General features: G+C 52.4%; 26 protein-coding genes. 17 read left to right on the top strand and 9 right to left on the bottom strand.

Annotation, left to right across the window (positions count from 1 at the left end; genetic code table 11):
* Positions 1-67: 67 nt before the first annotated feature.
* Genes AC4OVU_RS24290 through merT form a run of 7 tightly spaced genes read right to left on the bottom strand, consistent with a single transcriptional unit; the run spans position 68 to position 4227 of the window.
* Positions 68-775 (bottom strand): EAL domain-containing protein, encoded by a 708-nt coding sequence (locus AC4OVU_RS24290; RefSeq protein ID WP_000204520.1) that lies wholly within the window; start codon positions 773-775, stop codon positions 68-70.
* Positions 772-1008, bottom strand: a complete 237-nt coding sequence (gene merE / locus AC4OVU_RS24285) for a broad-spectrum mercury transporter MerE (protein WP_000993386.1) — start codon at positions 1006-1008, stop codon at positions 772-774. The genes AC4OVU_RS24290 and merE overlap by 4 nt, the downstream gene beginning before the upstream one ends.
* Positions 1005-1367: a mercury resistance co-regulator MerD gene (gene merD / locus AC4OVU_RS24280; protein ID WP_415990290.1), complete on the bottom strand. Its 363-nt coding sequence runs from the start codon at positions 1365-1367 to the stop codon at positions 1005-1007. Before merD ends, merE begins: the two co-directional genes overlap by 4 nt.
* Positions 1368-1384: 17 nt before the next feature.
* Positions 1385-3079: a mercury(II) reductase gene (gene merA, locus AC4OVU_RS24275; RefSeq protein ID WP_015063453.1), complete on the bottom strand. Its 1695-nt coding sequence runs from the start codon at positions 3077-3079 to the stop codon at positions 1385-1387.
* A 38-nt stretch (positions 3080-3117) separates the two neighbouring features.
* Positions 3118-3543, bottom strand: coding sequence for an organomercurial transporter MerC (gene merC / locus AC4OVU_RS24270; protein ID WP_000522996.1), 426 nt, complete (start codon positions 3541-3543; stop codon positions 3118-3120).
* Between the two features lie 27 nt (positions 3544-3570).
* On the bottom strand, positions 3571-3846 hold the full coding sequence (gene merP / locus AC4OVU_RS24265; protein ID WP_000732275.1) for a mercury resistance system periplasmic binding protein MerP: 276 nt from the start codon (positions 3844-3846) through the stop codon (positions 3571-3573).
* A 15-nt stretch (positions 3847-3861) separates the two neighbouring features.
* Positions 3862-4227, bottom strand: a complete 366-nt coding sequence (gene merT / locus AC4OVU_RS24260) for a mercuric ion transporter MerT (protein WP_001294656.1) — start codon at positions 4225-4227, stop codon at positions 3862-3864.
* Positions 4228-4298: 71 nt separating this feature from the next.
* Between merT and merR the strand changes: the two genes are divergently transcribed.
* The 8 genes from merR (at position 4299) to AC4OVU_RS24220 (ending at position 9508) form a co-directional block, all read left to right on the top strand.
* Positions 4299-4754 (top strand): mercury resistance transcriptional regulator MerR, encoded by a 456-nt coding sequence (merR, locus tag AC4OVU_RS24255; RefSeq protein ID WP_001166628.1) that lies wholly within the window; start codon positions 4299-4301, stop codon positions 4752-4754.
* Positions 4755-4877: 123 nt separating this feature from the next.
* Positions 4878-5147, top strand: coding sequence for an EndoU domain-containing protein (locus tag AC4OVU_RS24250; protein ID WP_250909846.1), 270 nt, complete (start codon positions 4878-4880; stop codon positions 5145-5147).
* Positions 5144-5416 (top strand): MafI family immunity protein, encoded by a 273-nt coding sequence (locus tag AC4OVU_RS24245; protein ID WP_000787563.1) that lies wholly within the window; start codon positions 5144-5146, stop codon positions 5414-5416. Before AC4OVU_RS24250 ends, AC4OVU_RS24245 begins: the two co-directional genes overlap by 4 nt.
* Before the next feature lie 4 nt (positions 5417-5420).
* Complete coding sequence (locus AC4OVU_RS24240; RefSeq protein WP_000750746.1) at positions 5421-5663, top strand: hypothetical protein; 243 nt, start codon at positions 5421-5423, stop codon at positions 5661-5663.
* Positions 5664-5710: 47 nt separating this feature from the next.
* A complete protein-coding gene (locus AC4OVU_RS24235) occupies positions 5711-6010 on the top strand; it encodes a hypothetical protein (protein ID WP_011872911.1) in 300 nt (99 codons plus the stop codon).
* A 296-nt stretch (positions 6011-6306) separates the two neighbouring features.
* The gene (locus tag AC4OVU_RS24230) at positions 6307-7569 is read left to right on the top strand and encodes an IS1380-like element ISEcp1 family transposase (protein WP_000608644.1); all 1263 of its coding nucleotides are present in this window, start codon (positions 6307-6309) and stop codon (positions 7567-7569) included.
* A 243-nt stretch (positions 7570-7812) separates the two neighbouring features.
* Positions 7813-8688, top strand: a complete 876-nt coding sequence (locus AC4OVU_RS24225; RefSeq protein WP_032494234.1) for an extended-spectrum class A beta-lactamase CTX-M-100 — start codon at positions 7813-7815, stop codon at positions 8686-8688.
* A 367-nt stretch (positions 8689-9055) separates the two neighbouring features.
* Entirely contained in the window at positions 9056-9508 is a 453-nt protein-coding gene (locus AC4OVU_RS24220; protein WP_000791469.1) for a hypothetical protein, read from the top strand.
* A gap of 15 nt (positions 9509-9523) precedes the next feature.
* Here AC4OVU_RS24220 and AC4OVU_RS24215 read toward each other — a convergent pair whose 3' ends face one another.
* Complete coding sequence (locus AC4OVU_RS24215) at positions 9524-10186, bottom strand: hypothetical protein (RefSeq protein ID WP_015063586.1); 663 nt, start codon at positions 10184-10186, stop codon at positions 9524-9526.
* Between the two features lie 201 nt (positions 10187-10387).
* Here AC4OVU_RS24215 and AC4OVU_RS24210 point away from each other — a divergent pair, with 201 nt between their 5' ends.
* The 4 genes from AC4OVU_RS24210 to AC4OVU_RS24195 all read left to right on the top strand — a co-directional run bounded on the left by AC4OVU_RS24210 (position 10388) and on the right by AC4OVU_RS24195 (position 13172).
* Positions 10388-10669 carry a hypothetical protein gene (locus tag AC4OVU_RS24210; RefSeq protein WP_000575657.1) on the top strand — a complete coding sequence of 94 codons (282 nt, stop codon included), beginning with the start codon at positions 10388-10390 and terminating at the stop codon, positions 10667-10669.
* A gap of 298 nt (positions 10670-10967) precedes the next feature.
* Positions 10968-11504 (top strand): protein-tyrosine phosphatase family protein, encoded by a 537-nt coding sequence (locus AC4OVU_RS24205; RefSeq protein ID WP_000949433.1) that lies wholly within the window; start codon positions 10968-10970, stop codon positions 11502-11504.
* Between the two features lie 2 nt (positions 11505-11506).
* Positions 11507-12517, top strand: a complete 1011-nt coding sequence (locus tag AC4OVU_RS24200) for a tyrosine-type recombinase/integrase (protein ID WP_000543934.1) — start codon at positions 11507-11509, stop codon at positions 12515-12517.
* Positions 12518-12521: 4 nt separating this feature from the next.
* Entirely contained in the window at positions 12522-13172 is a 651-nt protein-coding gene (locus AC4OVU_RS24195; RefSeq protein WP_415989943.1) for a 3'-5' exonuclease, read from the top strand.
* 15 nt (positions 13173-13187) lie between these two features.
* Here AC4OVU_RS24195 and AC4OVU_RS24190 read toward each other — a convergent pair whose 3' ends face one another.
* Positions 13188-16085: a Tn3-like element Tn5403 family transposase gene (locus AC4OVU_RS24190; protein WP_001553819.1), complete on the bottom strand. Its 2898-nt coding sequence runs from the start codon at positions 16083-16085 to the stop codon at positions 13188-13190.
* Positions 16086-16179: 94 nt separating this feature from the next.
* On the opposite strand from AC4OVU_RS24190, the gene AC4OVU_RS24185 reads away from it, so the two are divergent.
* The 5 genes from AC4OVU_RS24185 (at position 16180) to AC4OVU_RS24165 (ending at position 21741) form a co-directional block, all read left to right on the top strand.
* A complete protein-coding gene (locus tag AC4OVU_RS24185; RefSeq protein ID WP_000509966.1) occupies positions 16180-16785 on the top strand; it encodes a recombinase family protein in 606 nt (201 codons plus the stop codon).
* 271 nt (positions 16786-17056) lie between these two features.
* Positions 17057-17548 carry a hypothetical protein gene (locus AC4OVU_RS24180; protein WP_000139717.1) on the top strand — a complete coding sequence of 164 codons (492 nt, stop codon included), beginning with the start codon at positions 17057-17059 and terminating at the stop codon, positions 17546-17548.
* A 326-nt stretch (positions 17549-17874) separates the two neighbouring features.
* The gene (locus tag AC4OVU_RS24175; protein WP_001097010.1) at positions 17875-18750 is read left to right on the top strand and encodes a DNA replication terminus site-binding protein; all 876 of its coding nucleotides are present in this window, start codon (positions 17875-17877) and stop codon (positions 18748-18750) included.
* A 152-nt stretch (positions 18751-18902) separates the two neighbouring features.
* Positions 18903-19943: a DNA-binding protein gene (locus AC4OVU_RS24170; RefSeq protein WP_415989939.1), complete on the top strand. Its 1041-nt coding sequence runs from the start codon at positions 18903-18905 to the stop codon at positions 19941-19943.
* Positions 19944-20229: 286 nt separating this feature from the next.
* Positions 20230-21741 (top strand): UvrD-helicase domain-containing protein, encoded by a 1512-nt coding sequence (locus tag AC4OVU_RS24165; protein WP_000811656.1) that lies wholly within the window; start codon positions 20230-20232, stop codon positions 21739-21741.
* Positions 21742-21766 lie beyond the last annotated feature (25 nt).

Raw genomic sequence — 21766 nt, 5'->3', positions numbered from 1 at the left:
TCGCTTTGGTGCACACGAGTATTGAGCATAGTCGAGATTGGTGCAGATCACTTCTGATATTGAACTGTCAGGAGCTGGCTGCACAACAGCCATTACGCCCAATCAACTGGTGCAGTCGTCTTCTGAAAATGACATCCATGCCCAGCCCGTGCGCGAGCTGGATCACCGCCCGCACGATAGTTTGGTCACGGGCATCATCCGGGAGCCTGGCGACAAAGGATTGGTCGATTTTCAATGTGGTGATGGGGCAGCATTTCAGATGTTGCAGGCAGGAATAGCCGGTGCCGAAGTCGTCGGCGGCGAAGCGCACGCCGATGGCGCGCAAGGCGTCGAAACTGGCGAACAGGGCTGGATTGCCGAATGCGACCGATTCGGTCAGTTCGATCTCCAGAAGCTCGGCGGGCAGGGCCATATCGGCCAGCACCCGCTTTACCTCGTCGTCGAACGTTGGCCCAACCTGGCTGGCGGACACATTGATGGCAAGACGGAACGGTTGCCATGCCGGTCCTTGCCACTTGTGCATCTGGCGACAGGCCTCGCCCAGCACCCACGCGCCTATTTCCGGCATCAGGCCGAACGACTCGGCCAGCGGCAGGAACTGGCCGGGCGGCAACAGGCCAAGCCTCGGATGCCGCCAGCGCATCAACGCTTCCGCGCCAGCGATCCGGTGATCGCGCAGATCGACCAGCGGCTGGTAATGCAGGTCAAGCTGTCCGCGCGCCGCCGCCTGCGCCAACTCGGCCGCCGTCCATCCGGCGGGCTGCGAACTCGTCATGATCCGCCCCGGAAGGCGCGCAGCAGCCGCGTTACGGCCAGAACGAACAAGCCGGTCAGCGCGAGCGCGGCAACACCCCAATGCTCGCCAAGGAAGGCACCGGCGGTCGTCCCGGCCAGCACGGCGGCGAGAATCGGCAGATGGCAGGGGCAGGTCAACACGGCCAGCGCACCCCACAGGTAGCCGGAAACGGGTTGGCGCGTCTCGGGCGGCAGTTTGTCAGGGGCGTTCACGGCAATGCCTCCTCGTGCGCCCGCTCGGCTGGCATGGAGGCCAGTTGCGCGTCCAGATGGGCCAACGCCGCGCGCCGCCGCTCGACCAACTGGCGCAGCACGGCAAGCTGCACTGCGGCTTGTGCGCCGTCCGCTGCGTCGAGCGCACGGCACAGCCGCGCCAGGGCATCCAGGCCGATACCCGCCTCGAAGGCCGCGCGCACGAAGCACAGCCGTTGCAAGGCCGCATCGTCGAACACGCCGTAGCCGCCCGTGGTGCAGGCCACCGGCCGTAACAAGCCGCGCACCAGGTAGTCGCGCACGATATGTACGCTCACCCCAGCGTTATGGGCCAGTTGCGATACCGTGTAGGCGCTCATCGCACACCTCCTTGTCCTCACCCGGCGCAGCAGGAAAGCTGCTTCACATCCTTGTTGAAGGTCTGCGCCGCGAGCTTCAACCCTTCGACCATCGTCAGGTAGGGGAACAACTGGTCGGCCAGTTCCTGCACCGTCATCCGGTTGCGAATCGCCAGTGCGGCCGTCTGGATCAGTTCGCCCGCTTCCGGGGCCACTGCCTGCACGCCGATCAGTCGTCCGCTGCCTTCTTCAACCACCAGTTTGATGAAGCCGCGCGTGTCGAAGTTGGCGAGCGCGCGCGGCACGTTGTCCAGCGTTAGCGTGCGACTATCAGTTTTGATGCCGTCATGGTGCGCTTCCGCCTCGCTGTAGCCTACGGTCGCCACTTGCGGGTCGGTGAACACCACGGCCGGCATCGCGGTCAGGTTCAGGGCCGCGTCACCGCCGGTCATGTTGATCGCGGCGCGAGTGCCGGCCGCTGCCGCCACATAGACGAACTGCGGCTGGTCGGTGCAGTCGCCTGCGGCGTAGATGTGTTCCACGCTTGTACGCATGCCGGGGTCGATGACGATAGCGCCTTGCGGGGTGAGCGTGACGCCCGTCGCATCCAGTGCCAGCTTGCGTGTGTTGGGCGCGCGGCCGGTGGCGACCAGCAGCTTGTCGGCGCGCAGTTCGCCGTGCGCCGTGGTGAGCACGAATTCGCCGTCCCCTTCACCATTGATATACGCGACCTGGCTGGCCTGGGTGTGTTCCCTCACCTCGATGCCCTCCATGCGGAATGCGGCCGTGACGGCTTCGCCTATAGCTGGGTCTTCGCGGAAGAACAGCGTGCTGCGAGCCAGGATCGTCACCTTCGCTCCGAGTCGGGCGAACGCCTGCGCCAGCTCCAGCGCCACCACTGATGAGCCAATCACGGCCAGGCGCTTAGGAATCGTCTCGCTGACCAGCGCTTCAGTGGAAGTCCAGTACGGAGTGTCTTTCAGGCCGGGAATCGGCGGCACGGCCGGGCTCGCGCCGGTGGCGATCAGGCAGCGGTCGAATGCCACCACGCGCTCGCCGCCGTCGTTGAGTTGCACGATCAGGTTGCGATTGTCCTTAAAGCGGGCGGAGCCGTGCAGCACAGTGATCGCCGGATTGCCCTCCAAGATGCCTTCGTACTTGGCGTGGCGCAGTTCATCGACGCGGGCCTGCTGCTGGGCCAGCAGCGCCGTGCGCTGGATGGTCGGCGTGGTAGCGGCGATGCCGCCATCGAACGGGCTTTCCCGGCGCAGATGGGCGATATGGGCGGCGCGGATCATGATCTTGGACGGCACACAACCGACATTGACGCAGGTGCCGCCGATGGTGCCGCGCTCGATCAGCGTGACACGTGCGCCTTGCTCGACGGCCTTCAGCGCCGCTGCCATCGCGGCCCCGCCGCTGCCGATGACGGCGATATGCAATGCGCCGCTGCTACCCGTCTTGTCGTTTCTGCCCAGCAGATCGCGCATCTTGTCGAGCAGGCCGGCGCGGTTGTCCGTCGGTGGCGCATCGGCAAGCGTTGCCTCGTAGCCCAGTCCGGCCACGGCGGTAGTCAGCGCATCCGATGACGTGCCCGCCTCAATGGCGAGTTGCGCTGTGCCCTTCGGATAGGACACCAGCGCCGATTGCACGCCGGGCACTTTCTCCAAGGCTTCCTTGACGTGAGCCGCGCACGAGTCGCAGGTCATCCCGGTGATTTTCAGGGTGGTCATGTATTTTTCCTTTTCTGTGGTGGCTACGGCTGTTGCCGTCAGCCACGTTGTTCTGGCAATTCACAGCTGTCCGGCCCGCAGCGGCGATGTGCTGGCGAGATGAAATCCCAGACCGACACCCCAACCATCAAGGCCAGGCCGACATAGAGCAGTCCACCGCTCTGCCAGCCGTAAGCCCGCATTAAAAACACCGCTGCCAGCACCAAGATCGGGCCTATCGTGCCGAGCGCCGTGCGTCGCCACTGTCGATGATTGAGCCAAGCGATAGCATTGGCGAGTAACGCGATGCCGGCGAACATCGGCAGCAGGATGCCAATGAATAGCCCCTCGTACTGGCTCAAGAAGCCCAGTCCGATGGCCGCGCCAAAGCTGGCGATGGCAGGAAAACAGGCGGCGCAGCCCATCGCGGAAACGACGCTGCCGAGCGCGCCGGTTTTGCCAGCGATGCGCGTGATGAGTCCCATGTGTCGCTCCCGAGTTCGGTTAACGGATCAGCGTTTGAGGCTGGACGGATAGCCCGCGTCCTCGGTCGCCTTGGTCAACTTCTGGACGTTGGTCTTGGCATCGTCGAAGGTGACGACGGCCTGGCGCTTGTCGAAACTTACGTCGGTCTTGCTCACGCCCTCAACCTTGGAAAGCGCGTGCTTGACAGTGATCGGGCAAGAGGCGCAGGTCATGCCAGGCACGGACAGCGTGACGGTCTGGGTGGCGGCCCACACGGGGGCAACAACGGCAGCGAGGGCGAGGGCGGCAAACAGTTTTTTCATGATGAACTCCTGTGATTAATAGAAAAATGGCATGACGTAGGGAAATCCGAGCGAGACCAGGACCAGCGCGGCCACGATCCAGAAAATGAGCTTGTAAGTAGCTCGCACTTGGGGAATCGCGCAGACCTCACCCGGTTTGCAGGCTTGCGCCGGGCGGTAGATGCGCCGCCAGGCGAAAAACAGCGCGACCAGCGCTGCGCCGATGAAGATCGGGCGATAGGGTTCCAGCACCGTCAGGTTGCCGATCCATGCCCCGCTGAACCCCAAGGCGATCAAAACCAGCGGCCCCAGGCAGCAGGCCGACGCAAGAATGGCGGCCAGCCCACCGGCGAAGAGCGCGCCGCGCCCGTTTTGTGGTTCAGACTTTTGTGGTTCAGACATACGCTTGTCCTTTCAAATTTGGTTTGGATAGCTTAAGCTTACTTCCGTAGTTATGTACGGAGTCAAGCGATATGCAAATTAATTTTGAGAATCTGACCATTGGCGTTTTTGCCAAGGCGGCCGGGGTCAATGTGGAGACCATCCGGTTCTACCAGCGCAAGGGCCTGCTGCCGGAGCCAGACAAGCCCTATGGCAGCATTCGCCGCTATGGCGAGGCGGATGTAACACGAGTGCGGTTCGTGAAATCGGCCCAGCGGCTGGGCTTTAGCCTGGACGAAATCGCCGAGCTACTGCGGCTGGAGGATGGCACCCATTGCGAGGAAGCCAGCGGCCTGGCCGAGCACAAGCTCAAGGATGTGCGCGAGAAGATGGCCGACTTGGCACGCATGGAGGCCGTGCTGTCTGAACTGGTGTGCGCCTGCCATGCGCGGAAAGGGAACGTTTCCTGCCCGCTGATTGCGTCACTGCAAGACGGAACGAAGCTCGCTGCATCGGCGCGGGGGAGTCACGGGGTGACTACGCCTTAGCGTGCTTTATTTTCCGAATTCTGAGACGACCCCTATAAGGCGCTAGGGAATGTTGCGGAACGCGCTTTTAAAAATACGGCTGATGATTTTGTAGACCTAGCCAGTTCCCAGAGACGTAAGCATATTCTTGATGGTGACGCCACTGGTGGAGGGCATCGAGCAGGAACAGGCAAGCCTGGAAAAAGTGAGTTTCCTCAAAGTTGGTCTGATGAAAAAATTATGCACGTCATTTCCGATATAGCTACCGATCCAAATGTTTCTCGAAAGGCTGGGCGCGGTGGTAGGACTATTGCAGAGGCAGTTAAAGAAGGTATTAATGTTCGTGTAATACAAGAATCTAATGGTGATATTGTTTCAGGTTTTCCAACAAACGTACCAAGGAATCCAAAATGAAAAATGAATATAGAGAAATTGAATCCACGCTAGATCTTTTGCTTATGGTGCTGTCTGATTCGTTTTCTGAATCTGAAAGTATAGAAGTGCAAGAATTTATTGATGTGGGTGAGTATGGAATCGCACTAGAAACTATCATTGACATTATTAATGAAGAGTCAAAGAACATAACAAATGAAGCTGAGTTTCTGATTGAAAAAGCAGGGAGGATAATGAATATGGATACTACATCCATTGTAGATAAGATTTCAAAACATATAGATAAATAATAAGATGAAAAAAACCGGTTTAAAATATAGAGCAGTATATCTGCTTGGATTTCCGTTAGCTGGAGCCTTTATAGGAATTGCAGTGTTCGCTTTATTAAATTATGTGAATGGGCCTCTAAGCAAATTCGCCTTATATCTGTCCGTTGGTGTTTGGGGGGGGTATGGAGTGTTCTCAGGAATCTATGGATACTTAAATCTAAGGAAAATATTAAAGTTAAAGAGAGCTAATGAGGAATCCAGGGATTAAATACGGCTCACATGGTTCTGCTATTGGCGCAGCATTGGGGACGGCTTATGGAAATCAATAACTGGTTTGATTTTATTATATACACAATTTATTTCTTTGGGGTTGTGATAGTTATCCTTCCTACTGGGGTTATCTTTCTTTGGTTGACATTGAAAAATCTAGTCAAAATGAGAGCCCCGAGATACGAAAAAAAGCACTACAAGTATTTCTCTGCAAGAAATAGATTTGAAGTGTGTGTTGCAGGTGTTTTTTCTGTGGCTTTTTCTGTTTGGTATCTGTTTTTTGCCAAAGGGGGAAATCTGTTTCTTTATCCGTCAGAGGTAATGAGATTTTTTTCAGGCGGATGATAGTGTGGATCAGGCTCTGGCGTTGGCCCAGCCGCCGCCAGCGGCCAAGTGTTTGGAAGGCGAGCCATCATAGAGTCAGTAGAGAGAGATACTTTTGGAAATCAATAGTACCTAGATTCTACGTCAGTACTTCAAAAAGCATAATCAAAGCCTTGATAAATATGCATTCCTTCGAAATTCAGCTTTCACCCATTGGGTGAAAGAAAAGTGCTCAAAAATATGTTAAATTATCAGCTTTTATGACTCGATATATGGTAAAATAATAGTAAGAAAAGTAGTAAAAAGGGGTTCTAATTATGATTAATAAAATTGATTTCAAAGCTAAGAATCTAACATCAAATGCAGGTCTTTTTCTGCTCCTTGAGAATGCAAAAAGCAATGGGATTTTTGATTTTATTGAAAATGACCTCGTATTTGATAATGACTCAACAAATAAAATCAAGATGAATCATATAAAGACCATGCTCTGCGGTCACTTCATTGGCATTGATAAGTTAGAACGTCTAAAGCTACTTCAAAATGATCCCCTCGTCAACGAGTTTGATATTTCCGTAAAAGAACCTGAAACAGTGTCACGGTTTCTAGGAAACTTCAACTTCAAGACAACCCAAATGTTTAGAGACATTAATTTTAAAGTCTTTAAAAAACTGCTCACTAAAAGTAAATTGACATCCATTACGATTGATATTGATAGTAGTGTAATTAACGTAGAAGGTCATCAAGAAGGTGCGTCAAAAGGATATAATCCTAAGAAACTGGGAAACCGATGCTACAATATCCAATTTGCATTTTGCGACGAATTAAAAGCATATGTTACCGGATTTGTAAGAAGTGGCAATACTTACACTGCAAACGGTGCTGCGGAAATGATCAAAGAAATTGTTGCTAACATCAAATCAGACGATTTAGAAATTTTATTTCGAATGGATAGTGGCTACTTTGATGAAAAAATTATCGAAACGATAGAATCTCTTGGATGCAAATATTTAATTAAAGCCAAAAGTTATTCTACACTCACCTCACAAGCAACGAATTCATCAATTGTATTCGTTAAAGGAGAAGAAGGTAGAGAAACTACAGAACTGTATACAAAATTAGTTAAATGGGAAAAAGACAGAAGATTTGTCGTATCTCGCGTACTGAAACCAGAAAAAGAAAGAGCACAATTATCACTTTTAGAAGGTTCCGAATACGACTACTTTTTCTTTGTAACAAATACTACCTTGCTTTCTGAAAAAGTAGTTATATACTATGAAAAGCGTGGTAATGCTGAAAACTATATCAAAGAAGCCAAATACGACATGGCGGTGGGTCATCTCTTGCTAAAGTCATTTTGGGCGAATGAAGCCGTGTTTCAAATGATGATGCTTTCATATAACCTATTTTTGTTGTTCAAGTTTGATTCCTTGGACTCTTCAGAATACAGACAGCAAATAAAGACCTTTCGTTTGAAGTATGTATTTCTTGCAGCAAAAATAATCAAAACCGCAAGATATGTAATCATGAAGTTGTCGGAAAACTATCCGTACAAGGGAGTGTATGAAAAATGTCTGGTATAATAAGAATATCATCAATAAAATTGAGTGTTGCTCTGTGGATAACTTGCAGAGTTTATTAAGTATCATTGCAGCAAAGATGAAATCAATGATTTATCAAAAATGATTGAAAGGTGGTTGTAAATAATGTTACAATGTGTGAGAAGCAGTCTAAATTCTTCGTGAAATAGTGATTTTTGAAGCTAATAAAAAACACACGTGGAATTTAGGCTTCACTCACACGAATTGAATGTTCAGGGGATTAGGATGATGAGAAAAAGCGTAAGGCGGGCGATGTTAATGACGACAGCCTGTGTTTCGCTGCTGTTGGCCAGTGTGCCGCTGTGTGCCCAGGCGAACGATGTTCAACAAAAGCTCGCGGCGCTGGAGAAAAGCAGCGGGGGACGACTGGGTGTGGCGTTGATTAACACCGCCGATAACACGCAGACGCTCTACCGCGCCGACGAGCGTTTTGCCATGTGCAGCACCAGTAAAGTGATGGCGGCAGCGGCGGTGCTTAAGCAAAGTGAAACGCAAAAGGGCTTGTTGAGTCAGCGGGTTGAAATTAAGCCCTCAGACTTGATTAACTACAACCCCATTGCGGAAAAACACGTCAATGGCACGATGACATTCGGGGAGTTGAGCGCGGCGGCGCTACAGTACAGCGATAATACTGCCATGAATAAGCTGATTGCCCATCTCGGGGGGCCGGATAAAGTGACGGCATTTGCCCGTACGATTGGCGATGACACGTTCCGGCTCGATCGTACCGAGCCGACGCTCAACACCGCGATCCCCGGCGACCCGCGCGATACCACCACGCCGTTAGCGATGGCGCAGGCTCTGCGCAATCTGACGTTGGGCAATGCCCTGGGTGACACTCAGCGTGCGCAGCTGGTGATGTGGCTGAAAGGCAACACCACCGGCGCTGCCAGCATTCAGGCAGGGCTACCCACATCGTGGGTTGTCGGGGATAAAACCGGCAGCGGCGGTTATGGTACGACGAATGATATCGCGGTTATTTGGCCGGAAGGTCGCGCGCCGCTCGTTCTGGTGACTTACTTCACCCAGTCGGAGCCGAAGGCAGAGAGCCGTCGTGACGTGCTCGCTGCTGCCGCCAGAATTGTCACCGACGGTTATTAATACTCACCATGTGGAGTGATTTTTCGCTCCACTTACTATTTGTATTCTAAGCCTGGCTATTCTCTTCGATGTTTTTTCTGCGACTTCTGTATGATTATTAATGCCCATGCTGAGCGTTAATTGGTTCGTTTTTTAAGGAAGAAAAAGTTCCTATCAATATGAAGTATATTCCCGTCACGCTCATAAATTATTGTATTGAGAATAATATCATCAATAATTAATTGTATCGTCGAGTCTTTTTGTTGTAATTATCTGATTTACATTCGCAGAATTCCTGGTTCCTCCCCCGGAAGATATTTTTCCGGGTAGTATTATGATTGGTACAAATGAGTTGTAGCTCCATATTTTAAAGGGGGATTTCAGAGAAATGAAGAATAAGAAGGTAATAACTTTGATAATGGCCGCAGCCGCATCATGCTCGTCAGTCTATGCCGCGACATTACCGACCAGTGAGGTAGACGCATACATACTTGCGATGAACACCATGTCACCTATCACTGCAAAGTACACCATCCAGTACAAGCAAGCGGTTGAGCAGAAATGCAATACAGCCCTGAGCGTTGAGCAGCTCAACTCAAAGGCATTCACCAATGTTGTCCAGGCAATGGTGAGTAGTGAGACCGTCGATAGAATGGGGCTTGATGCTGCTGGTGGATCACTCCAGGATACCCTGTCTGTGATCGGCAAGAACGTCACATGCAGTGACCTGAACGCGCCATTTAAAGCACTCTTGGATGATAAGGACTTCACCAGAAAGCATCAGCACCTATCGAAGGTGCTGCATACTTGGAATGAAGTTGTTTCTCAAAGCAAACCCTGAGTAACAAAAAGGAGCCTAACTGGCTCCTTTTTTAATGGGGATGATGTTACGTTCGTGGACGTTATTTTCACTCGGGATATGTAACGTTGAAAAAGGCGTACCGACAAGAGAGTGGTCACATAGCTCTCCATAATAGATGAGCGACAAAATCTCTTGCTCGTTGATTTTTCCCACCTTAAAAAGGTAATTGATTATTGCTGTATCCAGTAGGTCGTGACACCCATTAAGCAGATCCACGATATTGGCCGCAGCTTCATTTTCCTCTCCGTCATCTCGACCGGCTAATACTGATTCAACCCAAGCCTCAAGGCTCGGATGTCCCTCAGCGAGCTCTATTTGACGGCACTCGTTCTCGATCAACCCTGTGATTGCTTCGTTGAGCGTTCCGCCATAAGTCGGCATGTTGAGAACAACTCCAAATCCGGGGATTTCTTTTTGGATTGGCTTCGCATCCTTGGGAGCTGATTTCAGCCACAGGAAAAACCAGATCCCAGAGCTTATGTCTTCCGGCTTGACCTGGTTGGCCGCAAGGAATTTGGAAACCTCGTTACAGATGATGCCATCTGGCGCTGCCATCTCGTAAATACCCGCCATCAGATCTTCAAGGCTCTTATACATATTATCTCTCGCACCTGTACATGATGTTTTCACTATCGTTGTTAAGCGTTTTTTCAGCAAGTATGTTCCAGCGAGACATCTTATACCATTCCATCCAAATCTGTAAAATTACCGTATTACCGTAATTATGATAATTACGGTAAATAAATTTGAGTTCCTCTTGCTGTTGTTCTACTTATTAAAATGTATCTTTGAAAAAGTAGAGTTTTTGGAATAGGATAGGTGGTGCTGAATGCCCACTTTTTACAAGGAGCGCGACCAGTGATTTTTGATGTAAGAGCGACCTTTGAAGTGGCACTCCAGACGGACACCCACCTGGTACTTATCGATCTGGATCAGGGAGCATCAGTTACGAACGATGCTGATGCAGTGATCGCCTGGTTGGCCGCAAACCTCGAAGGTGGAATTGGAAAACGTAAGGTGTACTACCGGGACACCGATGGACGCTTTGATGAGCTCAAGGTTAATGCCGGTGCTTTTGCCGGATTTGCACCTTGTAGCGAAGGCCAGCAGACCACCTTGGCTGGGATGCTCGGCCAGTAACTTTGTGTGGAGAACTCGATGTTAAACAAAAACAAATTTGAGAAAGTTTTAAAGAGAATCCTCGATAAGAACTTTGAGCGCTGCTCTATTTGCAGGAAACCATTCCCTGGACCGTGCCATACTTTTGCTGGTTTGGATTCGGACAATAAAGTTCAGAACGTAGGTTCTTGCTGTCGGACCAGTATTGTGGACTTGCGGCATGGAGGTGTGTATACGACCGCTCCTGTAGATACTCAAGAGGGGCAAAGTCAGGCGCGTGAGCTACTCGCAACACATCCTTGTAAGGGGATGATGGGACATGCTTAGCAAAAAAGTCTTTTTCATTAGTCAAGCGGAGGCCGAAAGACTGGAGCCGGTTCCCGGTGCGGCCATGATCTCCATAACTGACCCAGACAAGTCCCCTGCCGCTCTCGGACAGTGGGGGCAGTTGTACCGCGATAGCTTCTATGACGGCGGCTATTCTGAGAACACCATCCACACGATGAAGGCAGCGTTCCGGATGAATTACGCCTCTTACATTGACTCATCCCAGGCTGAAAAGCTGTCCACCTTCCTGGATGGATTGGTTGGTAGCGGTATCGATCAGATCTTCGTTCATTGCTATTACGGAGAATCCAGAAGTGGCGCGGTAGCGCTGTACCTCCAGAACAAACATGGATTCACTCCGAATAAGCCGATCACCAAGCCCAACCGAACAGTTTACGAATTGCTGTGCAATCCAACCAAGTTTGAACCACTGATGCAAAGCTACGAAACGCAACATATGGAGGAGGAACTACCTCTTCACCTCAAAATATGGGATTTTCTTCTCGTTGCGGTCGGGCTTAGGAGGTAACTTTGCACGACACAAACAATGACAAGGAAGAGCTAGTTTCACATGCGAAAGTAAATGTTCCGGCAGAACAAAGCATTCGCGGTGAACTGTTGCCGTCATCGAGCTCGCTCCGGAACATCCAGGACAACCCCGCCGTCGCCTATCTGGTGAGCCTCGGGTCAAAGCGAAGCAGGCAGACCATGAGCTCATTCCTCAACATTGTCGCCAAGATGATCGGGTTTCAGAACCTTCGTGACTGTGCATGGAGCTCAATGAGGCGGCACCACATATTGGCGGTGCTGGAAATGCTGGGGGATGCAGGGAAGGCTCCGGCAACGATCAACACCTACCTGTCAGCGCTCAAAGGGGTGGCTCTTGAAGCCTGGACGATGAAGCAAATTGATACGGATAGCTTCCAGCACATTAAGCAAGTCCGTTCAGTACGTGGATCTCGACTTCCTAAAGGGCGGGCACTTGAACGCCATGAGATTCGCAGCCTCTTTTTCACATGTGAAAGTGATTCAAGCGCCAAAGGGCTTCGGGATGCGGCCATTCTCGGGGTGCTCCTCGGGTGTGGCTTGCGCCGCTCGGAAATCGTTGCGCTGGACATGGGAAGCATGATCTACAAGGACCGCGCTCTCAAGGTTCTTGGCAAGGGCAACAAAGAGAGAATGGCGTATGTGCCTGGTGGCGCATGGAAAAGACTGGATAAGTGGGTTGAAGAGGTTCGAGGAACGCATGAAGGGCCTTTATTCCCGAGGATCAGGCGGTTTGATGATGTGACTGGAGAGCGGATGTCGGATCAGGCCATCTACCACATCTTGGAGACCAGAAGAGTTGAAGCCGGTCTGGAGATGTTTGCGCCCCATGACCTGCGACGCACCTTTGCCTCCTCGATGCTGGATAACGGTGAGGATATTGTGACCGTGAAGGACGCAATGGGCCACTCAAGCATTGCAACTACCCAGAAATATGACAGACGCGGCGATGAGCGTTTGAAGAGAGCGAGCCAACGCCTCGATATAGCGGATTAACAGCATGAATGATGAAGAACTCGAACTTGCCAGAGCCGAAGCCATGAAAGCCGATAGGTGCTTTTCAAAAGGACGGCTCAGGGACGAATTTCGGATGAAGCCTAAGCCAGGAGTAGAGCCAGTTTCGTTCTACAAAAACGGGTATGGTGGCCAATTTGGAGTGTACCGGATAGCAGATTGCCAACCAATGCGGAGAAGGGGTTGTTCACCGGCATCACAAAAGCAAATAAGGGCGCAATCCATCCTTTCGGTCAAGGCAAGAATGCGTAGCAACCTGGCAAAGGCCTCTGTCATGGCACAAAGGTGGGTCGCTCTGGAACCTCTGGTTCTCGATACCGAGACGACCGGACTTGGTGAAAGAGACCAGGTGATCGAGCTGGCTGTTACTGACATCAGAGGCGCGGTTCTCCTCTGCACCAGATTACGGCCAACCGTGGAAATAGACCCTCAGGCAATGGGTGTTCATGGCATCACCGAGACTGAGCTGTCGAATGAGCCTACGTGGACTCAAGTTGCGCCAGCTCTCGCCCGGCTTTTGTCGGGCCGTCATCTGGTGATATTTAACTCCAGTTTCGACAGTAGGATGTTGAGGCAAACAGCCAGTGCATTTGGAGACCAACTCTCTTGGTGGCAAGAGGGGGTCGGTTCCGGCTGAGGGCGAAATGACACCCTAAGCTTTCGGTTCCTTGGGCCAAAGATATTCGCCAGTCAGTAGAATGTGCGCCCAGCCCAATGGGGATATGTGGGGAAGAAATTCAGGGGGAACATCCAACCCTTCGTTCCGCCGCTCCGTGACGGCATGACCAAGATGGACGGTATTCCAGTAAATGATCACCGCAGTCAATAAATTGAGCCCAGCGATTCGGTAGTGCTGCCCCTCTGTCGTGCGATCGCGAATTTCCCCCTGCCTCCCGATACGGAGCGCATTTTTGAGCGCATGGTGGGCCTCTCCCTTGTTAAGACCGATCTGAGCACGCCGCTGCATGTCCGTATCCAGGATCCACTCAATAATGAAAAGGGTCCGTTCAATACGACCAACTTCACGAAGCGCAACTGCAAGGTTGTTTTGTCGTGGGTAAGAAGCGAGCTTGCGCAGGAGTTGGCTGGGCCTGATTTTGCCAGCGGTCATCGTCGCGGCACAACGGAAAATATCAGGCCAGTTCGCAACGATAAGATCCTCCCGGGCTTTTCCACCTACCAACTTGCGTAACTCCCTGGGGGTCGTATCGGGATTAAATACGTACAACCGCTTCGATGGCAGATCCCTGATTCGCAGAACGAGATTGTAGCCGAGCAGGCTACTGGCTCCGAACAAATGGTCGGTGAATCCTGCTGTATCGGCATACTGTTCGCGAACATGGCGACCGACCTCGTTCATCAGTAGTCCATCGAGAATATACGGTGCCTCGCTCACGGTCGCCGGGATCGACTGACAAGCGAATGGCGCGAACTGGTCGCTTACGTGAGTATACGCTTTGAGGCCGGGAACAGAACCATATTTGGCATTGACCATGTTCATGGCTTCGCCATGCCGCGCTGTCGGGAAAAACTGACCATCGCTCGATGCTGACGTGCCCATCCCCCAGACGCGTGACATCGGCAGTTTACCCTGCGCGGCCACCACAATTGCCAATGCCTGGTTCATGGCTTCGCTTTCAACATGCCAGCGGGCAAGGCGTGAGAGCTGCCAGTAATCATGCGTGTTTGTAGCTTCCGCCATCTTACGCAGGCCCAGATTGAGCCCTTCAGCGAGCAGGACGTTGAGCAGACCGATCCGGTCGCGACATGGAGCCCCGGTTCTCAGATGGGTAAACGCATCTGTGAAACCAAGGGCTGCATCAACTTCAAGCAGCATGTCGGTAATCCGAACGGACGGCATTCGGCGATACAGATCCAGTATGAGTGCCTCGGCACCATCCGGCACGTCTGCTGTCAACCTGTCGATCCGCAACGTTCCATCTTCTATGCTACCGTGCGGAATAGTGCCGTTACGGGCAGCCCGGGCCAGCCGCTTAAGAGCGATCGTGAGTCGCGCCTTTCTGTCTGCCAGCCAATCCTGTGGGTTGGAAGGCACGGCCAGTTTTGCATTTTCCTGCGCCGCGATCATCGGCACCAGTACCTGCTTGAGGTCACCATAGCGGCGCGAATGAGCGAGCCAGACATCTCCGGAACGAAAAGCATCCCGGAGGTGAAAGAGTACCGCCACTTCCCAAAGACGGGTATCTCCTTTTTCCTGAGCTCGTAAATGACGGTTCCATTTGGAGCTGGGCCGCAGGAAACGCCTTTCTGGCGATGCAACACCTTTCATCTCTCCGATCGACAAAGCTGCTGCTACCAATGGTCCGGCGACCGGCGCGGCTTCGAGCTTCAGACAGCGCAACATGCGGGGCGCATAACGACGAAAGCGATGGTATCCCTGCCCGACATATGCAAGAGGCTCATCGGCTAGCGTGTTGCTGAGTTGAGTCCCTGTCGCTACCAGTTGAGCGAGCCGGTCCCATGCAACCGAACTGGCGACAGCCATCTCCAGCGGGGTTCCGTCACTGCGGGCCTCAAGCAACGAAGCTCCCAGCGCGGTGAAGGTACGGATCGTATCCGTGAGTGTGGCTTTAGAGCCGGAAATTGTTTCGTCATGCTGGCGCTTCGCTTCCCGCCAGGTTTTTCCTACGATCCTGTCATGGGTTTCGACTATGGCATCAGCAATCGCCGCTTCCCACTCCACAACACAGACGGCAAGGATCGCCCAGCGGCGGTCCGAAGTGATGTCACGCAAACCGTCGGTGAAGTAGCGTTCACCCTGCCGACGCAGCCGGGCAATGCGATGGGCAGGTATGCTGGCCAAAGCACTATGATTGATATTCAGGGTACGCAGAAATTCGAGCCTGTCGAGCAAACGGTTAGCAGCAGCCGAGTTGTTACCAACCTCGAAGTTGCGAAGCCAGATGAAACGACTGATATTGCCGGCGAGCATTTCACTCAGAAGTTTGTCCAGGTGATCGCGAACATCCGCTGTTAAATTTTCCGCAATCCGCGTTTCAATCCGCCGCTCAGCGGCGACCAGAGCATCCGCGCACAAGCGCTCGATTGTCGATACTGCGGGCAGAATGGTGGAAGTTTCCCGACACCGCACAATAAAACGATGAGCAAGATCCTCGTTTGATCTGGCATCTTCGGCCTGGCCGAAAGTCCACTCCCGCAGATCACGGGCACCACGGCCCGTGAAGGTCTTGTAGCCGTAAATTTCGCGCAGCGTGTCCATGTGCTGCTGACGGGTTTGGCGCCGTGTGGCATAAGTGAGAAGCGCATCAGCCGGAACTCCAAGCTGAGCACCGACGAAGGAAAGGACTTCACGCGGGATCATCTCACCAGGAGCCAGTGCACGGCCCGGATATCGTAAGGCACAAAGTTGCAGGGCAAAGCCAATCCTGTTTTCCGGTCTGCGGCGCTGCCTAATGTTTTCCAGGTCATCATCGCCCAGCGTGTAGAACTTCAGTAGCGACAGTTCGTCCGTGGGCAGATCGAACAGCGCTGCTCGCTGCCGTTCGGTGAAAATATGGCGTCGTGACATACAAATTCGTCCCTTTTGAAGTATAGTCTGTTTTGGACAACAGCCAGCCCATATAAATCAGGGCGTTCCGATACAAAAATCCAGGAGGGTTCAATTGGGACATCGTGCCGCCATTTACTGCCGGGTTTCAACAGCGGATCAGTCTTGTGAACGCCAGGAATTTGATCTGCGAGCCTTCGCCGGCCGTGCCGGCTACGACGTGGTGGGAATATTTAAGGAAACAGGTTCAGGAACTAAACTCGACCGGGCCGAGCGAAAGAAAGTCCTGGCGCTTGCCCAGTCCAGACAAATTGATGCAATCCTGGTCACTGAGCTTTCCCGGTGGGGGCGCTCGACGCTCGATCTGCTCAATACGCTACGTGAACTGGAGAACTGGAAGGTTTCCGTGATAGCCATGAATGGAATGGCGTTCGATCTTTCGTCGCCGTATGGACGAATGCTGGCGACGTTTCTTTCCGGCATTGCGGAGTTTGAGCGGGATCTCATCAGCGAGCGGGTCAAGTCAGGCCTTGCTGTTGCGAAGGCACGTGGTAAGAGGCTTGGTCGTCAGGCCGGAGTGCGACCAAAATCAGACCGACTTTTGCCTAAGGTGGTTGCGATGAGGGCCGAGGGACGCAGCTATCGCTGGATCGCACGCGAGCTCGGTATCAGCAAGAATACCGTCGCTGACATCGTGCAACGACACAGAGCTAACGCTTAGGGTGTCATTTCGCCCTCAGCCGGAACCGACCCCAAGAGCAGAACTGTCTGTGCGCGATGAAGCTGGCGGCTGATGCCTTTGGCTCAACCAACCGGCACGGCACAATCTCACTTGCGGATGCCACCTGCGAGGCAGGTGTGAGCTGGAAAGGTCGAGCCCATTCAGCAGCGACCGACGCTATTGCCACCGCCGACTTGGTGACAGAGATAGCCAAAGTCCAACGTGACCTCGTGGTCCAGCTCCAGGAGCTTCAAAGCAAAGGTAATTTGGAATGACAGAACAATCCTACGGCGAAAGTCTCAAATTTTTCTCAGACTGGCAGAAGGACCCCGCGAAACGCACCGGCCTGAATGTGCAACACACGCTAACCAGAGGTGAATATCCTACGGTCAGCATCGAGATTGCGCCGATCAGGGCATCGGGGTCCAGCCCAGACTGGAAAAGCAAGATCACGGTGCAGCTCACTCGCGGCGAACTGACGGCGTTTTGCAGCGTTCTCTTTGGTTTGCGTAGCAAGGCTGAGGGTTCCTATCACGGCGACGCGAAGAATAAGAGCTTTGCGGTTTACAACAACGGCAAGGCCGGTGTTGCGATCATCCTTAGTGAGCGAGGAAACCAGCTCCAGAATTTCATCAATGATGACGACCGAATGGAGCTCGCAGTCTTCGCAGTTCGCCAGCTTTCCAACGCATGGAAAGTTACCCCTTCTGATGCCATCGCGCTGCTACGCCAATCAGCGTGGATGGACCGAAATTTGTCCTAATCGAGCAAATCTAGGCACTCTAAAAGTCGTCCTATAACCACAAAGTTAGACCATCATGCAAAGTGGGGTATAGAGGGTGCCAGCCCCACCCCAGCAGTCCCCCTCAGCCACATTTCTGGCTTGCCCCGCGCTTTTCTTCTTTCTCTCTTTTTCTCTCTTTTTCTCTCTCTTTCTCAATCTAATCTCACACACGAAGGTCAAACAGGGCACCCGCCGACGCGAAGCGGAGGCGTATTCTTGCCCCTCCCCCTCGTTGCATGATGGTCTAAATCTGTCTACTATGTAACCAATGAACTGTTAGAACAAACCCACACATAGGCGGCAGCATGGCTAAAAACTTCATATCAGAACAATTCTCGGCCATGTGCCGCGACTTAACGAACCTGTCCTCTCTTATCAAACGACTACCGCCACGGTACGCAAAAGTTGCGGCCATCCCTCCTACCGGAAAAGGAATGGAGAACGAGCCCGTCAACAAGATTGTCGTAACTGAACAAACTGGGCGCGAAGCTCTTGAGCTGGCAGCGCACAGCTACAGAGATCTTCACATCAACCCAGACTATTCGCAGAAGTCTGCCAGGCGCACCGTGGGGGTACTCTGGTTCTCCCCTTCCAGGATTGGTGTAGCTGACGAAATTGCGGCGACGGTTGAACGCATCAACGCGGCCAAAGCTGGTATCGAGGAGTTCATTATCTCGACGTACCCCACCAGGCAAGAGAGGTTTGAAGCACTTCGAGCGGACTGCCCTGGTGTCATGACTCTCCACCTTTACAGACAAATTCGGTGCTATACCAATGGCGACATCGACTCTATCCGCTTCACCTGGCAACGGAAGGACTCCTTGAAGAAGCCCGTAAAAGAGGAGCTTTTGCAACGCATCAGAGAGGAGCTGGAGCGATCTGGGCCAGACTATCAACTTCCCCTGGAGCAGCTTATCCAGAAGATCGCCAGCACCCCGGAGCCTTATCTCCGGGAGCGAAGGGAAGTAAAGGTTCAACCGGTGGCAAACGTCATGGCCGCAGGGGTACTCAAAACCGTTACCGCGCCAATGCCCCTGATCGTGCTCCAGGATAAGGATGTTCAGCTCAAATTGCTTCGTAACTTTGACGCCTCAGAACAACGCAAAACTCGATCTGATAAAGCGGCATCGGAAATCCTTGGCACCTTCGGTGGAGTCACTATCGAATCCTTCCCTGGATGAATCAGCGTGACCGCGTAACAAGGCTTTTCCGCAGCCGGAAGGGCTTTGTCCCACACAAACAATTCCAATCGACAGCAGCATGATATATAATTATGATAATTACCGTATTATCGTAATTATCGTAAACATTACAAATTAAAAGGAACGTTCTCATGGCAAGAAAATTGGTTGAGTTTGACGATGTAGCGGCTGCGGCCCAAAAGCTCAAGGACGCCGGTAAACGCCCAACGGTCATCGCTATCAGAGACATCATTGGCAAGGGGAGCTTTACCACCATTTCAACGTATCTCAAACAGTGGTCAGAGGAACACTCCCTCGATGAAGAGCTGGTAGAGGTAGTCCTTCCAGAATCGGTTATGAGCGATGCTGAGCTCTTCCTACAGAAGATCTATACGGTAGCCAAAGCAAGCGCCGATGAACAGCTTGAGCGCGAGCGTGAACTGCTACGACAGAAAGAAATTGAGTACCAGGAAGATATGCAGCAAGCCGTGGACATGGCAAATGATGCCACCGAACGGGCTGAGCTACTGGAGGAACAACTTGAAGCTCTCACCAACAAAAAATCAGAGCTCGATGCGGCCCTTGGTAAGGCAGAAAACTCGCTATCCCTCAAGTCTGCGGAGCTAGAACGCTCACTGGCTGACATTGATAAGCTGGAAAAGCGGATCGTTGAGTTGGAGGGCAAGCTGGAGGCGAAAGCCGCAGATCTGACCCGAGCACAGGATCACCTGGAGCAAGCTAAAAGCGAAAATCGCTCTTTGAGCCAAAAATTGGCAACTACAGAGGGTGAGTTGGAGGAGCAAAAAGGCAAGAGTATAGAGCAGACAGAAAAGCTCCGGGCCGCTCAGGAACAAAAAACATCGTTGAAAGAGCAGCTCGAAAATGTACAGGCCAAACTGGCCCAATCACAGGACTCCATTGCCACAGCCAAAGCTCATGGCGAATCCGCTGAACGAGAGTGCCAGCGCCTATCTGGAGAGGTAGAAAAGCTGGACGCCAAATTATCCAGCGCCGAAGCAGAAGCTCGCGCTCTTGTTCAAGACAAAGGCATGATGGCTGGTCAGTTGCAGGAAAAAGACCAGCAGGCCAAGAGCCTCGAACAAAGACTCAATGATGCACTGACCAAAATTTCTGGGTTGGAGCAAGAGCTCGCTAAAGCTGGTAAGGGAGGGAAAAAGAAAGAGGAAAACTGATGGCGCGAAAGGCTAAATATTCAGAAGAGTGGCGACACAGAGCTGCGGCTCTTCAAACCAAGATTGAGGAGGCTATGACACTAGCCACCTCATCTATTGGCGACTATCGCTGGTTACACCGTCTCCATAGTTGGGTTACGGAGGTGGCTCAAGGTAAAGCCCCAGACTGGTGGACAGATCTGGATTGTGAAGTATCCCTCCCCCGAGAAGAAAAGCGGATCAGTACGTTCCTCTCGACACAAAAGAAGCGCATCACTCTCCAGATGTGTTTGTCGTAGGGGGCCTCATGAAACAACTTCCTCCTGACACACCAGAACAATCACTGATCACTCAGTACAAAGGGCCTCGCCTTGTCGTTAAGGCCTACGCTGGAACGGGTAAAACCACGACACTGGTGAAGTACGCCCACAACAACCTCGATTCACGTATCCTCTACTTGGCATACAACAGGGCTATCCGCGACGAGGCAAGAGAAAAGTTTCCTGCAAACGTAGACTGCAAAACGTCCCACCAGCTTGCCTACGCCACTATAGGAAGGGGCTACCAGCACAAACTCTCCGGCAACCTAAGGCTCACCGATATTGCCCAAGCGGTGAATACCAAGAACTGGACGTTTGCCAAAGATATTCTCGATACGCTCAACGCCTTTATGTGTAGTGCAGACATGCGGATTCTTTATACGCATTTTGCTCGCGCCGATACGGGTAAAGTGCTTACGTCCAAACAGGAGAGATACCAAATCCAGGTGGTCGAAGGTGCTGAGCTCATATGGAAACGGATGACAAACGTTCAAGATCCGTTCCCGACCGTACACGATTGCTACCTCAAACAGTATCAGCTCGGGATGCCGAATCTGTCTCGCCGGTACACCACCATTCTTTTTGATGAAGCACAAGACGCTAACCCCGTAACAAGTAGCATCGTCCTACAGCAGAACTGCAAGGTAATCCTGGTTGGAGATCGCCACCAGCAGATCTATAGGTTCAGAGGCGCAAACAACGCCCTTGATAGCAAAGAGCTCATGAACGCCGACCAACTCTATCTCACTCATAGCTTCCGCTTTGGCCCCAACGTTTCGCTGGTGGCAAACGCCCTTCTTGAACTCAAAGGTGAAACACGACCTGTTGTTGGCCGGGGACCAGCAGATCAGGTACTCATGTTTTTACCAGGTGACGTGGGCCACCGCGCAATACTTCACCGAACCGTCATGGGGGTTATAGAGACGGCGCTCTCTGCGACCGAATCCGGAGCGCAGGTATTCTGGGTCGGTGGAATCGACGCTTACCAGATCAATGAGCTCCAGGATTTGTACTGGTTTTCGATGGCAGAGCCAGACCGGGTAAAGAATAAGAAACTGCTTGATGAGTATGAAGACTACTTCGAGTATCAAGAAGTAGCGAAGGCGACCAAAGACCCTGAGATGATGAGGGCTGTCAAGATCATCAACAGCTACGATGAAATCCCTGAACGACTCACCACTCTACGACGCAATACAGTCAAAGAAGAGTTTGGGGCTGACATTACGGTCTCAACAGCTCATCGGTGCAAAGGGTTGGAGTGGGACTTTGTTCAGCTCTATGACGACTTTCCGGATGTCCTGGACCCAGAGCTCGACCCAATGGCCCGTGACGATGAAATAAACCTGCTCTACGTTGCATCCACCAGAGCGATGCGAATCCTTGCGTTGAACAGCGCTGTCGAGATGGTTATCCGCTACATCACCCAAAAACGCATGGTCGAGAAGCAGATGAAGATGGCCGCAGAAGCGACAGAAGTTGAAGAGGACACGACCAAATAGTTTGGTCAATTCTTTCACATGTGAA

Source organism: Enterobacter sp. 6722112, from assembly GCF_058661685.1.
Note: the sequence above shows the minus strand (reverse complement) of the source record. Positions and strands in the feature narration are given on the sequence as shown.